General features: G+C 74.2%; 11 protein-coding genes. 2 read left to right on the top strand and 9 right to left on the bottom strand.

The window, feature by feature from the left end; all coding sequences use genetic code 11:
- Positions 1 to 39: 39 nt before the first annotated feature.
- On the top strand, positions 40 to 1,395 hold the full coding sequence (locus ACFWIS_RS29265) for a sensor histidine kinase (RefSeq protein WP_380458419.1): 1,356 nt from the start codon (positions 40 to 42) through the stop codon (positions 1,393 to 1,395).
- Between the two features lie 132 nt (positions 1,396 to 1,527).
- Here ACFWIS_RS29265 and ACFWIS_RS29260 read toward each other — a convergent pair whose 3' ends face one another.
- Both ACFWIS_RS29260 and ACFWIS_RS29255 read right to left on the bottom strand, forming a co-directional pair.
- Positions 1,528 to 1,956: a PPOX class F420-dependent oxidoreductase gene (locus tag ACFWIS_RS29260; RefSeq protein ID WP_380458357.1), complete on the bottom strand. Its 429-nt coding sequence runs from the start codon at positions 1,954 to 1,956 to the stop codon at positions 1,528 to 1,530.
- Positions 1,957 to 2,291: 335 nt separating this feature from the next.
- Complete coding sequence (locus tag ACFWIS_RS29255; RefSeq protein WP_380458359.1) at positions 2,292 to 3,689, bottom strand: pyridoxal phosphate-dependent decarboxylase family protein; 1,398 nt, start codon at positions 3,687 to 3,689, stop codon at positions 2,292 to 2,294.
- 534 nt (positions 3,690 to 4,223) lie between these two features.
- Between ACFWIS_RS29255 and ACFWIS_RS29250 the strand changes: the two genes are divergently transcribed.
- Positions 4,224 to 4,511: a hypothetical protein gene (locus tag ACFWIS_RS29250; RefSeq protein ID WP_380458361.1), complete on the top strand. Its 288-nt coding sequence runs from the start codon at positions 4,224 to 4,226 to the stop codon at positions 4,509 to 4,511.
- A gap of 21 nt (positions 4,512 to 4,532) precedes the next feature.
- On the opposite strand, the gene ACFWIS_RS29245 is transcribed toward ACFWIS_RS29250, so the two are convergent.
- The 7 genes from ACFWIS_RS29245 to ACFWIS_RS29215 form a co-directional block, all read right to left on the bottom strand.
- Positions 4,533 to 4,937, bottom strand: a complete 405-nt coding sequence (locus ACFWIS_RS29245) for a hypothetical protein (protein WP_380458363.1) — start codon at positions 4,935 to 4,937, stop codon at positions 4,533 to 4,535.
- A 171-nt stretch (positions 4,938 to 5,108) separates the two neighbouring features.
- Entirely contained in the window at positions 5,109 to 7,988 is a 2,880-nt protein-coding gene (locus ACFWIS_RS29240; protein ID WP_380458365.1) for a poly(A) polymerase, read from the bottom strand.
- Positions 7,988 to 9,730, bottom strand: a complete 1,743-nt coding sequence (locus tag ACFWIS_RS29235; RefSeq protein ID WP_380458367.1) for an RNA ligase family protein — start codon at positions 9,728 to 9,730, stop codon at positions 7,988 to 7,990. The genes ACFWIS_RS29240 and ACFWIS_RS29235 overlap by 1 nt, the downstream gene beginning before the upstream one ends.
- 88 nt (positions 9,731 to 9,818) lie before the next feature.
- On the bottom strand, positions 9,819 to 11,180 hold the full coding sequence (locus ACFWIS_RS29230; RefSeq protein WP_380458369.1) for a M1 family metallopeptidase: 1,362 nt from the start codon (positions 11,178 to 11,180) through the stop codon (positions 9,819 to 9,821).
- Positions 11,181 to 11,234: 54 nt separating this feature from the next.
- A complete protein-coding gene (locus ACFWIS_RS29225; protein WP_380458371.1) occupies positions 11,235 to 11,720 on the bottom strand; it encodes a hypothetical protein in 486 nt (161 codons plus the stop codon).
- A gap of 5 nt (positions 11,721 to 11,725) precedes the next feature.
- Positions 11,726 to 12,403 carry a class I SAM-dependent methyltransferase gene (locus tag ACFWIS_RS29220; protein WP_380458372.1) on the bottom strand — a complete coding sequence of 226 codons (678 nt, stop codon included), beginning with the start codon at positions 12,401 to 12,403 and terminating at the stop codon, positions 11,726 to 11,728.
- 22 nt (positions 12,404 to 12,425) lie between these two features.
- The gene (locus tag ACFWIS_RS29215) at positions 12,426 to 14,282 is read right to left on the bottom strand and encodes a hypothetical protein (RefSeq protein ID WP_380458374.1); all 1,857 of its coding nucleotides are present in this window, start codon (positions 14,280 to 14,282) and stop codon (positions 12,426 to 12,428) included.
- Positions 14,283 to 14,301: the final 19 nt, after the last annotated feature.

Genomic DNA, 14,301 nt, shown 5'->3' with positions numbered 1-14,301 from the left:
GGTTCGCGGGCGCACGCCCGCTGGCGGCGCCGGCGGCCGCTGCGCACCCGGCTCGCACTCGCCTGCACCGCCGCGGTCGCCGTGGCCACGCTGGGCATCAGCGCGGCCGCGTTCAGCATCGTGCGCTACGAACTGAACCACCAGCTCGACCAGCACCTCACCCAGCAGGCCACCCAGGTGCAGCAGCAGTACCGCAACCAGGGCCCGCAGGTCGTCTACGGCGAGTGCAACTACCTCGCCGCCCCGGCCTGCACGCAGATCGTCTCCGGTGACCCCGCGAAGGCGCCGAACGAGCCGTACCTGCTGCCCGTCACCCAGGCCACCCGGCAGGTCGCCGAGCGGCAGCGGGCCGGCTACTTCACCGACCTGACGATCGGCGGCCATCCGGCCCGGATGCTCACCACGCCGATGATCGCGGCGCCGCCCGGCACCCGGCAGGCCGTCCAGGTCGCGCTGCGCACCGACAGCGTCCAGGAGGCGGTGCGGCAGGCCGCGGAGCTGATGGCGGCCGTCGCGGCGGCCGGTGTGCTGCTGGCCGCCGCGCTCGGGCTCACGGTGGCCCGCACGGCCCTCGCCCCGGTGGCCCGGCTGACCCGCACCGCCGAGCGGATCGCCGCCACCCGGGACGCGGGGCTTCGGATCGAGCTGCCGCCGGGGCGCCGGGAGGACGAACTGACCAGACTGGCCGGCAGTTTCAACACCATGCTCGGCGAACTGGAGCAGTCGGTGGCCGCCCAGCGCAGGCTGGTCGCCGACGCCTCGCACGAACTCCGCACCCCGCTGACCGCGCTCCGCACCAACGCCGAACTCCTGTCGCGCGCCGACCGGTTGACCGACAGCCAGCGCGACCGGGCGGCGGCCGCACTGCACCGCCAACTGCGAGAGGTGACCGGGCTGGTGAACGACCTCATCGAACTGGCCCGCGACGAGGAGCCGCTGCCGCTGCTCGAACAGGTCGCGTTCGGCCAGCTCGTCGCCCACTGCGTGGACACCGCCCGCGACCACTGGCCGGCGACCGTCTTCGCCCTGGACGACGACTCCGCCGAGCGCACCGTCGCGGGCGTACCGGCCCGGCTGGTCCGGCTGTGCTCCAACCTGCTGGACAACGCGGCCAAGTTCAGCCCCCCGGGCGCCGCCGTCGAGGTCCGCCTCGGCCACGGGCACGACCGGCTGGAACTGACCGTCCGCGACCACGGCCCCGGCATCGCCCCCGAAGACCTCCCGTACGTCTTCGACCGCTTCTACCGGGCCTCCGCGGCCCGCGCCCTCCCCGGCTCCGGCCTGGGCCTCGCGATGGCCCGCCAGATCGCCCACGCCCACGGTGCCACCCTCACCGCCGAGTCCGCCCCGGGCGGTGGCGCGCTGTTCCGGCTGCGCCTGCCGGCCGGCTCCTGAGGCTGTATGAAGCCGGGGTCCTGGGGCCGTACGAAGTCGGATCCCGAGCCCGAACGAAGCCAGGTCCTGGGACCGTACGAAGGAGGGCCGCCCCGGCCACCGCACCCCCGTCGCGGTGCCCGGGGCGGTGGCTCAGAGCGCGGCGCCGTACACGTGGTCGACCGGGACGGTGAGCAGCACCCGGCGGTCGGCGACCATCGCCGCACGGTACTCCGCCCAGTCGGGGTGCTCCCCGGCGGCGCGGCGGTAGTAGTCGACCAGGGCCTCGACCTCCGGTCCGTCCGGGTCGGTGCCCGGGCCGGTGAGGGTGGCGACGCCCTCGGCGGTGGCCCAGGAGCGGCCGTCCGGCCCGGTCACCTCCAGGCTGACCCGCGGGTCCCGGCGGAGGTTCGCGGTCTTCGCCAGGCCGTCCCGGGTGGAGATCAGGATGGCGTTCGCGGATCGGTCGTAGAACGGCAGAACGGGGGAGAGCTGGGGCCGCCCGTCCGCCTTGATGGTGGCCAGGATGCCGAGGCGGCTCTGTGCGAGCAGGGCGTACGGGTCGTGAGCAGTGGCGGTCATGGGAGCATCATCGGGCCTCACACCGGTGTGAAGGTCAAGGCGCGGCATACGTGTTGCGGTGCCGGCGCGGGATTGACCCCGAAAGATGAGGAATCGCGGAATCGCCGGTGGCGGGCGCCGCCCGGGGTCCAGGGTCGGGAGGCGACAGGATGTGACGATCCGTCACCGAGCGCTGATCCGGGCGCTGGGCGCAGCGCCGGTCCGACCCGAGGGAGCACTGCACGATGGCTGCCGACTACCGGCCCCGGGAACTGCTGGAGTTCTCCGACGACCTGCACCACGAGGGCGTCCCCGCGTGGTCGGGAGCGCCCCGCGTGGTCGGACCGGGGCGGTGGTCAGGTGGGTTCCGGGGTGCGGACGGCCGCGGCGAGCACGGCGGCCGTCCGCCGGACATCCGCCTCCGTGGTGCGCCAGTTGCTGAACGCCGCGCGCAGGGCGGGCCGGCCGGCGTAGCGGGTCGGGGTGAGGAAGGCCTGGCCGGAGATCCGGGCGGCGAGGGCGGCCAGCCGTTCGGGCGTGGGGTCCGCGGCGAGGGTGAAGCAGACGACGTTGAGGCGCACCGGGGCGAGCAGGCGCAGGCCGTCGATCGCGCTGATCGCCTCGCCCAGCGCCCGGGCGCCGGCGGTGCAGCGCTCCACGATCTCCCGGTGCCCGGCCCGGCCGTAGGCGCGCAGGGTGAACCAGGCGGCCAGGGCGCGCAGCCGGTGGGAGTTCTCCGGCGTCAGGTGCACCAGGTCCGGGTGGTCGCCGACCGGGCCGAGGTAGGCGGCGGCGTTCTGGAAGACCCGGGCCTGGAGGTCGCGGCGGCGGGTGAACTGCACGGCGCTGTCGTACGGGACGTTGAGCCACTTGTGCAGGTCCACGCAGACCGAGTCGGCGAGGTCCAGCCCGGCCACCAGCTCCGCGTGCTGAGGGGAGAGCGCGGCGAAGGCGCCGAAGGCGGCGTCCACGTGCAGCCAGAACCGGTAGCGCTCGCGGAGCGCGGCGATCGCCCGTAGGTCGTCGAAGTCGACGGTGTTCACGGTGCCCGCGTTGGCGACCACGACGCACGGGCCGTCGACCTCGGCGAGCGCCCGCTCCAGCGCGGCCACGTCCACCGCCTCCCGGCCGGGCAGGGCGGGGACGGTGGTCAGCGCGGTACGGCCCAGGCCCAGGACGGACAGGGCCTTGGACACGCTGGAGTGCGCGCCGCCCGACAGCACCCGCACCCGGCCCAGCGCGGCGACCCCGTCCTCGGCCACGTCCACCCCGAGCCGTTCGCCCAGCCACTCCCGGGCGATCGCCAGGCCGACCGTGTTGGACATGGTGGCGCCGCTGACGAAGGTGCCGCTGTGCGCGGGGGAGAGCCCGAACAGCGCGCGCAGCCAGCCGACCGTCTCGCGCTCCAGGTGCTGGCCGGCCGGGTCGAGCGAGGAGTTGGAGTTCTGGTCGGCGGTCGCGGTGAGCCAGTCGCCCACCAGGGCGGCCGGGGTCGCCCCGCCCGTCACGAAGCCGAAGTAGCGCGGCCCGGCACTGGCCGACAGCCTCGGCTCCCAGCGTTCGCCGAACTCCGCCAGGGCCGCCCGCAGTCCGCCGCCGTCCTCGGGCAGCGGCCCGGACGGAGTCGGGTGGCCGGCCGACGGCGGGATCACCGGGCGGTCGTCGAGGCCGGCCAGGAAGCCGACGGCCCGCTGCCGGGCCTCCTCCAGCAGGGCGGGCAACCGGTCGAGGTCGGCGGCGAGTTCGGGGTGCACGATGGTTCTCCGTTGATCGGTGGTCAGGCCGAGGCTAGTGCCGGACGGAGCGGGTGTCGCAGGCCAATCCGGTGCCGGTGGCCTGGGCGGGTTGCGGGTTGCGGGTTGCGGGTTGCGGGTTGCGGGTGGCGGGTGGCGGGTGGCGGGTGACGGGTTCGCGGTGGCGCCGCAGCCGAGCGCCAGGCGGACCCGGCAGCCGTTCTGCGAGGGCGGGGCGAGCCCGTGCCGGCCGCGATCGTCAGCCCGTCGAGGACCAGGCGAGCTTCGGCCTTGGTACGGCGGACAGACGCCCGCCCAGCGGCGAGGCCGGCATCATCGGGTGCGGATTGCCGGGAGTGACTTCGTTGGTCAAGCGGCGAGTCGGTAGCGGGCCCGGTGGTCGCGCTGGTGGTCCTGGCCCGGCTGGTAGGTCCAGTAGCGGTCGGAGTCGCCAACTGGCGAGCACTGCCCGGAGTTTCAGGACGACTTCGGTGCCGGCGCTCCGCCTGCTGGACCTGGTGGGGCCGCTCGCAGACCCCGGAGACCAGCGGAGGCGTGGCCCGGCACCAGATCCAGGAGATCGCCGTCCACACCTACGACGTCCAGCTCACCCAGGGGGCCTCCCGGCCGCTGCCGACGGACGTCGCGGTCGAGGGCGTCGACGAGTTCCTGACGACCGTTTCGGCGACGACCGTCTCCAAGGCCGAGTACCGTGATCACCATGCGGTGGAGTGCGGGATCAAGCGCCTGAAGCGCCACCGTGCCGTAGCGACCCGGTACGACAAGCTCGCGGTCCGATATGAGGCGACGGCGCTGGTCGCGGTCATCGACGAATGGCTGTGACCAGCACCGTCGCCGCCGAGCCTAGTCCCACACCACGGACCATACAGTCGCCCCGTGCGGCACTTCCGGAATGTCACGGTAGACATCCACCAGCTCCGGGATCACACCGCTGGCCTCGAACCCCTCGATCCACGCAGCACAGACACTCTCCTCCGCTGTGGTGCAGACAGCGACGGCCTCCCCGGCGAGTTCCTCCATCTCCAGTGTCTCCGGGTGCAGTTGCACCCGGACCCATACAACGTCTTCGCGCCGCTCGATGACGCGGAGGCGCTCGACCAGTTCCGAGAGGGTAGGCCGCCCGTAGCCCCACTGGTTCGGCGCGATGCTTTCTTCGTTGTCGTTGCCGTCGAAGAACTCGGTCAGGGTGATCAACGGCATCACGCCTTCGTCACCAGCGCGGTTGATCACTTGCTCAGCGGAGATCATGGCCAGGAATCCTCGCATGACAGAGTGACAGCCCACATGCCCAGATCGCTCGACGGGCAAGCAAGTGATCAGGACCAGCACGACCTCCTGGTCTTCGTGCGGGGCCCTCCGCGCCCCTGCTCCGGTCCCCGGTGCCGCACCCGCATCGCGCCACCAAGAGGCGGACGGACGTCAGCGGGGCAGGGTCGGGACGGCGCCGCACTCGACGTGTTCGACGTGGACGCCGGGCAGGCCGCGGGACCAGCTGGTGGCGACGGGGGTGAGCCGGGCGCGGGGGAGTGGCGTGGTGCCGAGGCCGATCGGGAAGTGGGTCCGGTTGTCGCGGGTGCGGTAGGGCTGGGGCCAGGCGTGGAGGCGGGTGGCGCCGGCTTCTTCGAGCGCGCTGAGCAGGGCGCGCAGGCGGCCGCGGGCGGGGCCGACGGAGTCCGGGTCGGCGGTGACCACGGCCCAGGCGGCGTGCCGGCGGTGCAGCGGGGGTGGGGTGAGCAGGGCGGGCCACGGGTCGGGGCTCGTGGTGGTGAGCTCCCAGGCGCGGTAGAGCTCTTCGGTGAGCAGGTCGCGGGTGTCCGGGCCGACCTGGGTGGTGCAGCTGCGGACGGGGGCGGAGGGGGTGAGGACGGTCAGCGGGGCCGGCTGCTGATCGCCGGACTCGCCGGTGAGGCTGACGGGTTGGCGCCAGTCCCAGGAGGCCCAGGTCGCGGTGAAGCGCTGGAACAGATCGTCCCCGGCGGCGGTGTCGGGGGCGGTGTCGGGGGCGTCGAGGACGGTCCGGGCGGCGAGTACCGACCAGGCCAGCGACGGCAGTTGGCCGAAGGGCGCGCCGTCCAGGCCGCGCGCTCGGGCCCAGGACTTGACCTGCCGGGCCAGCCGGACGAAGCGGGCGTGCCGCTCCCCGGGCGTCGAGTCCCCGGGCGTGGAGTCCCCGGGCGTGGAGTCCGCGAGCGTCGAGAGGATCGCCTCGGCGTCCGTGACGGCGCTCAGTGCGATGGCCGCCGCCTCGCCCAACTCGGCGCGTCGGGGCACCGCTTGGGCGGGGTCGAGGGCGCCGGTGAAGACCACGACCAAGTCGACCGTCAGCCCGTCCACCTCGAACCGCAGCCCCGGCACCCGGGCGCCGCGCACCTCGCGCAGTCGGCGGGCCTGTGGCAGGGCGGCCGCGACCCGGGCCAGCACCCCGGGCAGGTCGGCCGGGCCGGGCAGGGCCGCCACCAAGTCCAGGTCGCCGCCGTCCAGTTGACAGCCCAAGCGGCGTGAGCCGACGGTGTGCACCGCCCCCTCCGGCAGTGTCGAGGCGACCAGCCGGGCCAACTCGGCGGCGCGGGCGGTACGTTCGGCCGACTCGGGGCGCGGCGGCGCCGGAGGCTCCTCCGGCAGCTCCCGCACCTCGCCCGTCCCCAGGGTGACCACCGCACGCGGGCGCATCGGCTCGTCGCCCCGCCGGGAGAGCACCACCAGCTCGCCGACCCGGGCGTCCAGGCCGCTCAGCCGGGCGGCGCAGTCGGCGGCCACCCGCTGGGGGTCGTCGCTGCGCCCGAGGCTCAGGTGCGGGGTGTAGCCCTCGGCGCGGCCGCGGCCGCGGCAGCGGGGGAAGCGGCGTTCCAGGGCGTGCCGCAGTGCGGCCCAGGATTCGGGCGTGGCGGCGGCCGGGTCCAGCCAGATGGTGGCGTCCTCGCGGTGGCCGAAGGTGTGGACGCCTTCCAGCCGGGCGGTGAACGGCGCGACCTCGGCGGCGGCCGCGCCGAGCAGCGGCAGGGCGCGGTCGAACTCGGACTCCGGCACGAAGCCGAACAGCACGTTGACGTGCGGGGGCCAGCGGTGCAGCTGGGGGTCGTACGCGGCGCGCAGCCGCTGGATCGGCGGCCACAGCTCCTCGGGCGGCAGCCAGGCGACGGCGGTGCGGGCGGTGGGCGCGGCGTCGAGGGTCTGCGGGGCGTGGGTGCCGCCGAGGGCGAGGTCGACGGCCAGGCCGTAGTGGTCGGAGGGGTGGAGGCCGTCGGTGGTCGGCTGGTCGCCGAGCAGGACGGCGGCGGTGGCGCGGGCCCGGTCGGAGCGGTTCAGGACGCGGTCGATCCGGCCGGGCCGGCCGGTGAGCGAGGAGACGGCGGCGAGCGGGTTGACCGTCGGGTCGAAGGTGGGGGTGTCGTCGGCCGGGCCGTGCACCTCGCTCCAGGCGTCGCGCAGTCCGAGGGCGGCGGCGGGGCCGGCCGGCCCGGAGCGGGCGTCGTTGAAGTCGCCGAGCAGCAGCAGTTCGCCCTCGACGCCGGCCAGTCCCTCGGCCAGTCGGGCGAGTTCGGCCTGCCGACGGGCGGAGCCGTCCGTCGAGTGGTCGCTGCTCAGGTGGACGGCGGCGACGGTGAGCAGCGTGTTGTCGGCGGTCCGGAGGGTGACGGCGGTGACGGCCTTGTGCGGGCCCAGCACGTGCCGGCCGGCCTCCAGCACCGGGAGGCGGCTGAGCAGCAGCAGGCCGTACTCGGGCACGTCGCGGCCGGCCGGGTCGGCGCCGAGGGTGTAGCCCTCGCGGACCCAGGGCTGGGCCAGCAACTGGACGACCAGGGTCGGCTCGACCTCCTGGAGCGCGATGACGTCGGCGTCGGCGGCCGCCAGCTCGGCGAGCAGCAGTGGCCGGCGGCGGGCGGTGTCGATCCGGTCGCCGTCGTAACGGTCCCAGAGGGTGTTCCAGGTGACCACGCGCAGGGTGTCCCCGACAGCGGCGGTGGTGTCGGCCGCACCGGGCCCCCAGCCGACGTCCGGCCGCCAGGCGTACGGGGTGGTGGCGGTGAAGAAGGGCGAGGGCAGTCGGCGCGGTTCGGTGCGGTGCCCGGCCGTGGTGGTGTCCAGGAGGTCCACGCCGGTGGTGCGGTCCCACACCACGACGCCGTCGGCCTCGACCCAGTGCACCCGGTGCCAGGGGATCTCGCCGGAGGCGGTGAAGACCTCCAGGGGGACGCGCTTGGTGCGGTCGTCGCGCTGGCGCACGCCCAGGGTGAACCGGGCCGGGTCGAAGCGCGCGTCCCAGCGGATGCGCTGGCAGATCTGCTCGATGGGGCGCATCACTCCTCCTCGGAGTCGAGCATGCCCGCGGTGTCCTCCACGGTGCCACCCGGGCCGACGTACCAGGTGCGGTGCGCCTGGCCGGGGCGGGGCGGGCGGTAGCGGTGCACTTGGGCGGTGAGCACCTCGGGGGGTACCGGGTGCGGGCGGACGGCGTTGCGGCGCAGCAGCTCCGGCTCGCCGACCAGCAGCACCACCTGGGTGAGCAGGGCGTCACGGCGCCGGGCGATGGCATGGACGTGGGAACGCTGCTCGGGGTTGAGCGAGGTGGCGTCCCAGACCACGGTGGCGGCGGGGTCGGCCAGGGCGGTGTCCAGCCGGGCCAGGCCGGTGCGCAGCACCTCGGGGTTGTGGCGCTGGTCGGCGCGGGAGCCGTTGGCGGCGCGCAGGTCGTCCAGGCTGATCCGGGCGGAGACGCCGGACAGGGTGGCGGCGAAGGTGCTCTTGCCGCTGCCGGACGGGCCGCTCAGGTGGACCAGCCGGGGGAAGCGGCCGTCCCGCCAGCGCCAGGTGGCGGCGACGGCCTCCTCGACGGTGCTGATCCGGCCGAGTGCGTAGGCCTCGCGGGCCTGGGCCCAGCAGCGGTCGGCGACGACGGGGTCGAGGTCGGTGAGGGCCTCGCGCAGGCCGGTGCGCAGCCAGGCCAGCGGGTCGGCTTCGAGCAGTCCGGCGTCCTCGGCGTGCAGGGCGGACCAGGCGACCTGTTCGCGCTCGGCCCGCCCGGGGGCGGCGGCCGCGGCCACCGCGTGCAGCACGCCGAGGTCGGCGGCGCCGGCGAGCCGGACCAGTCCGGTGCGGCGCTCCTCGTCCGGGTACGGCTGGTGGAGGCCGGGGTGGAGGCCGACCAGGTCGGCGACCCGGCGGGCCAGCGGCAGGCCGAGCCGGTCGGCGAGTCGGGGTGCGAGCTGGGGTGCCAGCGGGTCCCGGGGGGTGGTGCGCAGCGCGGCGGCGAGGACGCCGGCCAGCCGGGCGTCGCCGGTGCGGCCGAGTTCGTCCAGCCGCGCCGAGACCTCGGCCAACTCCTCCGGTCTGGCGTCGAGTTCGTCCGCACTCAGGCCCAGGGCTCCGGCCAGCAGCGGGAGGTCCGTCGATCGGCCCGAACGGACGTCCCAGAGCGGGGCGTTGGGGCCGAGACCGTTCTCCACCACGGCGGCGTGCATCCAGTGGGTGTCGGTGCGGACGTGCTGGGGGCGGACCCACTTGGCGATCCGCTCGCCGAACTCGGCCCGGGGGAAGCCCCGGACGGTCCGTACGACGTAGCCCTCCTGCTGGTCGAGGTCCAACCGCAGGGCGCGCAGGGCCCGTTCGTCGTAGCGGCCGCGCCAGAGCACCCGGGGTGCGGGGACGCCGAGGCGGCGCAGGAAGCGGACGGTGTCGTCCCAGCCCAGGCAGTGGTCCTGGTCCGTCCAGACCGAGAAGCCGTAGAACCAGTTGTCCAGGGCGGTGTACGGGATGGAGTGCCGGGCGAACAGGTTCTCGCCGCAGATCCGCCAGCCGGCCGGGATCCGGGCGCCGATCCGGTGCTGCAGGCCCTTGACCCAGGCCCGGGACGGGTGGTGGGCGGAGTCCAGCGAGCGGGCGTGCAGGCCGTCGGCGTAGAGCGTGGTGTTCTCGCCGTCCAGCTTCTCGGTGACGACGACCTCGGCCCCGGCCAGGCCGGAGACGTCCCCGGTCCGTACGTCGTCCGCCGCCGCCCCCGGCGACCAGGGGAGATGCGGCGTCCGGGGGTAGTGCACACGCATGTCCGGCTCCCTGAACGTCCTTGATCCGGCGGACACTGTAGGAGCCGGGGAACGGGCCTGGCCACCGATTAACGGAGTGGGGGCGGGTTCAGTCGATGCGGTGCTCGCGCCAGAACGGGGTCAGGTCGACGCGGGTCGCGGCCTGGGCGGCGGCCTTGAACTCGGTGGTGGTGGAGACGCCGTACCAGTGCGTCCGGGCGTAGTCGTGCAGCAGGGCGGACATCGTCTCCGGGCCGATCAGGCGGCGCAGTTCGTGCAGGGCGCAGGAGCCGCGGTCGTAGATGACGGCCTCGTAGCGGTCGGGGTGGGTGTCCCAGTAGCTCATCGGGTCGGTGAGGCGCTCGTCGGCGCTCTGGAAGGGGGTGGCGGCGGTGCATCCCTCCTTGGTCCTGCCCAGTTCCACGTCCATGGCGTACTCGGCGAAGGACTCGTCCAGCCAGGGGGCGTGGTACTGGTCGTCGCCGACGATGCCGTACCACCACTGGTGTGCCAGTTCGTGGACCACCGCGGAGGGGCGGATCCGGTCCAGGACGAGCCCCGGGTACTCCATGCCGCCGAACTCGAAGGCGTCGTCGAGGACCGTCGCGATGTCTCCGTACGGGTAGGCGCCGTAGCGGGCGGAGTGGTCGTCGATGGTGTGCAGGGAGAGGTCCAGCATCGCGCGGGCGTCGTCCGTGGTGACGTTGGCGACGGAGTAGACGGAGACCCGGACGCCGTCCGCGGAGCGGCTCTCGATCCGGTGGAACGGCCCTGCGGCCCAGGCGAATTCGCGGACCTTCCGGGCGCCGATCCGGGTGCTGGTGCGGCCCGGCTCGCCGGGGGTGTCGACGGCCGTGCCGGTGGCGGGGACCAGCACGTCGGTGGGGTGGTCCAGGGTGACGGCGAAGTCGGAGGCGAGGCCGTAGAAGGACTCGCCGAGCCGGCTGTACGGGTCCAGGTGCCAGCCCGCCTCGTCGCGGACGGCGAGGACGGGCAGGGCGTTGCCGACGAAGCTGTAGGCGCCGTCCCGGCCGAACCGGTCGATGCCGTCCGGGACGTCGATGGCGAGGTCGAACTCGACCGTGGCGGTGGCGCCTTGGGCCAGCGGACGGGCCAGTGGCACGCGCAGGGCGGTGCAGTCGACCTCGGGGGAGCCGTCCAGCCCGGTGATCCGGATGGACGGGGTCGCGCAGCCGCCGCGGAAGTTGTCCCACAGTCGCAGGTACAGCTCCTGGAGGGGGTCGGGCGAGGTGTTGGTGAAGGTGATCCGCTCATGGCCGCGCCAGCGGGCGCCGGTGGCGTCACTGCGCAGGTCGACGGTGTAGACGGGGGCGCCGGGGGTGCGGGCGGGGTCGGCGGCGAGGCCGGGCGGCACCGGGATCACCGGAGCGGCCGGGGCCGCCGCTACCGGGGCGGCGGCCACCGACAGGAGCACGGCGAGCACGGCGAAGAGCGGGAGGGGGCGTCGCACGCCGTGAACTCCTGTCGGTGGTGGGGCGGTCGGGGCCGGGGTGGATCGGTGGGGTCAGCCGCGGTGCCGGGCCAGTACCCGCTGGACCGCCCGGTCGACGGCGGGCAACGCGGTGGCGAGGTCGGTGTAGACCACCTCCTCGACCGTCGCCACCGTGTGCAGGCCCTGGACCAGGAAGGTGTACTCCCGGCCGCGCTCCAGCAGCAGCACGATGGGCTTGCCGAAGGCGCTGGCCCAGCCGATCTCGATGTGGGTGCCGGGTGAGGCCGGGGAGCCGGGCAGGGCGACGAACACTTCGGCCTTGCGGATCTCGTCCTGGTCGAGCGGGGTGCACTGCTCGGGCCGCATCAGCTCGGCGCCCCAGGCCTCCCGCCGGTGGGCGTTGTGGACGGCGATGTCCTGGGCCTCGAAGTGCTTGATCAGCAGGTCGAAGGGGGCCCGGGCGTCGGCTGGCATCTCGCCGGTGGCCGGGTCGAGCAACTGGATGAAGGGGCCGGCCAGGAAGAGGGAGCGCGGGGTGGCGCCGGTGCGTCGGGTCATGGCGTTCAGTCCTTCAGGAAGCACTGGATGTAGGCGTCGCCGCTGGTGCCGTAGGTGTACTCGGTGGTGTCGTACGCGGTGTACTGGTGGCGCTCCACCCGGATCCGGCGGAAGTGCGGGGTGTACTGCCAGCGCAGTTCGGGCTTGGTGCTGAAGAACGGGATGAACACGCCGCCGGGGCGCAGCACCCGGACCACCTCGGGCATGGTGCGGGCCCACAGCTCGGTGTCGGTCCACACCTCCATGTCCAGGGCGGGGTCGAAGAACATGCCGTCGACGCTCTCCGAGGGCAGCTCGAAGATCCGGCGGAAGAAGTCGCCGCGCTCGATGGCCAGGTTGGCGGGCAGCTCGGGGTGCTGGGCCCGGAACAACTCCTCGACCTCGTCGAAGAGTTCGAGCACGGTGTGGCTGCGGGTGCCCGGGTTCCCGGCGATCCGCAGGGCGGACAGCCCGAGGCCGAGGCCGACCTCGTAGAAGTCCTGCCCGTACTCGCACAGCAGGTCGGCGCTGGCCCACATCAGGTCGCGCTCCCAGGCCTGCATGGCCTGCTCGCCACCGATGCTGAGGGTCACCTCGCCGTGCTGCTCGATGAGTCGGATCTCCGGCTTGCCGGTGGGGGCGGCGGGAGTGGTGGGGGTGGCGGGGGTGGTGGGAGTGGTAGGAGTGGCGGGGGTGGTGGTCATGGCACTGTCCTCGGGTCGGGGGTCAGCGGGGCAGTACGCCGAAGTGGCGCCGGGCCGTGGAGACGGCGAGGTCCTGGACGGCGAAGACGGTGAAGTAGTACGCCTGCGGGGCGGTGTCCGGGGCGAAGCGGATCCGGAAGCCGACGTCCTGCGGCTGGCCGCCGACCGCCCGCACCTTCGCCAATTCCGGCTCCACGGTGGCCTCCTCGCGCAGGTAGCTCGGGACGAACAGGCCGAGCCGGACCGGCCCACCGCGAGGGGCGGTGAGGACGGCGCGCACCTCCAGCACCTCGCCCTGCCGGACCTCGTCCGCGCCGTACGCGAGCAGGGCGGGCGCCTCGGGCAGCCGGAAGGTGACGTCCCCGCAGCGCATGCAGACCGCGCAGGTGGTGTCGAGCACGTTCGGCAGCAGGCCGCGCCGGGTGAACTCCTGGGAGGGCCGGCCGCAGTGGCAGGCCACCTCGCGGACCTCGGGATCGAGCGAGCTGCGGTCGCCGAAGTGCGCCGGGTAGTTCATCAGCTCGTCCTCGGGGTTCGCCGCGACCTGCCCGGCGATCACGTGGTCGAGCGACTGGAGGTCGGCGGTGAGCGAGCTGCGGACCTCCTCGGCGGACTGGTCGGCGAGGTGCGTCGGGCGCGCCACCCAGAGGTCCACCTTGCGGGCCAGTTTGGTCAGGCGCGGCCGCAACGCGTGGTTGTGCGGCAGCAGTTCGGAGCCGAGCAGGGCGGTCAGCCGGCGCCCGACCGTGAGCAGCAGCGGATCGGGGCGGTGCTCGGTGAAGGCGGGCGGGGCTGCCGCCGGTGCCCGGTCCGGGAGCCCGAAGCGCAGAAAGGCCGGGTACGGGTGCGAGCCGGCCAGGCTGGCGTTCAGGGTGTCCACGGTGTCGCCGCCGGCCAGCGCCGAACGCATCCAGGCGACGTTCTCCGGCCGGTCGGAATCGTGCACCGAGACCGCCGCGACGACGGTACGGGCCGGGCCGTCCAGCGCGTTGAGCAGCAGTTGGTACTTGGGATCGTAGAGCGCGAGATCGGCCAGCGGCCCGCTGTTGCAGGCGCTCAGCACCACCTCGACGGCCGGCACCCGGTACAGCGGGACGAGCTTGTCCTCCGGCTTGTAGCAGGGCAGCCCGTACGCGCAGCGCGGGCCCAGCAGGCCGGGCCGGGCGGGCGCGGCCGGGTTGAGGCCGCAGATGGTGAACTCGCCCAGGTTGACGCTGTCGTCCTTGCCGTGGCCCTGGAAGGCGACCTTGCGCCAGCGGCTGCCGAGGATCGCGGACTGGATGTCCACCCGTTCGAAGTCCCGGTCGTCGAAGACCTGCACTCCGGGCAGGTGCGGCGGCCGGTCGGTGTCGGTGAACAGGCCCAGCGCCGCCACCTCCGGGTCCGGAACGGCGTACTGCTTGGCGATGCTCCAGGCCAGTGAGGCGGCGTCGCGCCCGCTGAGCAGGGTCAGCGCGTGGGTGCGGGTGCGGTAGGTGGCCAGCAGCAGCGAGCGCACCGGGTCGAGGGTGAGTCGGTCGTAGCAGCCGACCAGCAGCAGTCCGCCCGGGTGGTCGCGCAGGAAGGCCGGGGCGTCGGCGAGCTGCTCCTCGGCCAGCCAGTTGTCGGCGAGCGGGCGGAGCAGGTCGGCGAGGCCGTCCGGGAGCTTCTCCGCGCCGAGGAGGACTCCGTGGTCGAGGGGGCGGGGGCGCTGGAGCGCCGTGTAGAGGCGGGCGGCGAGTTCGACGCTCTGCGCGAGGTCGTCCCGGCCCTCGACCGGGACGGGGACCTGTGCATCGTCGGGTACGTCGCGGAACTCGAGGAGTTCGAGGAACTCCTTGACGGCGGTGGGGAACTGGGCGAACTTGACCGGCCGGAACAGCGGGCCTGCGGACTTCATCGTCGGTGACCTCGGGGAC

Origin of the sequence: Kitasatospora sp. NPDC127060 (assembly GCF_042724935.1) — a bacterium.
GTDB lineage: Bacteria > Actinomycetota > Actinomycetes > Streptomycetales > Streptomycetaceae > Kitasatospora.
The sequence above is the reverse complement of the archived record's forward strand: the minus strand, read 5'-3'. Positions and strand labels throughout refer to the sequence as shown.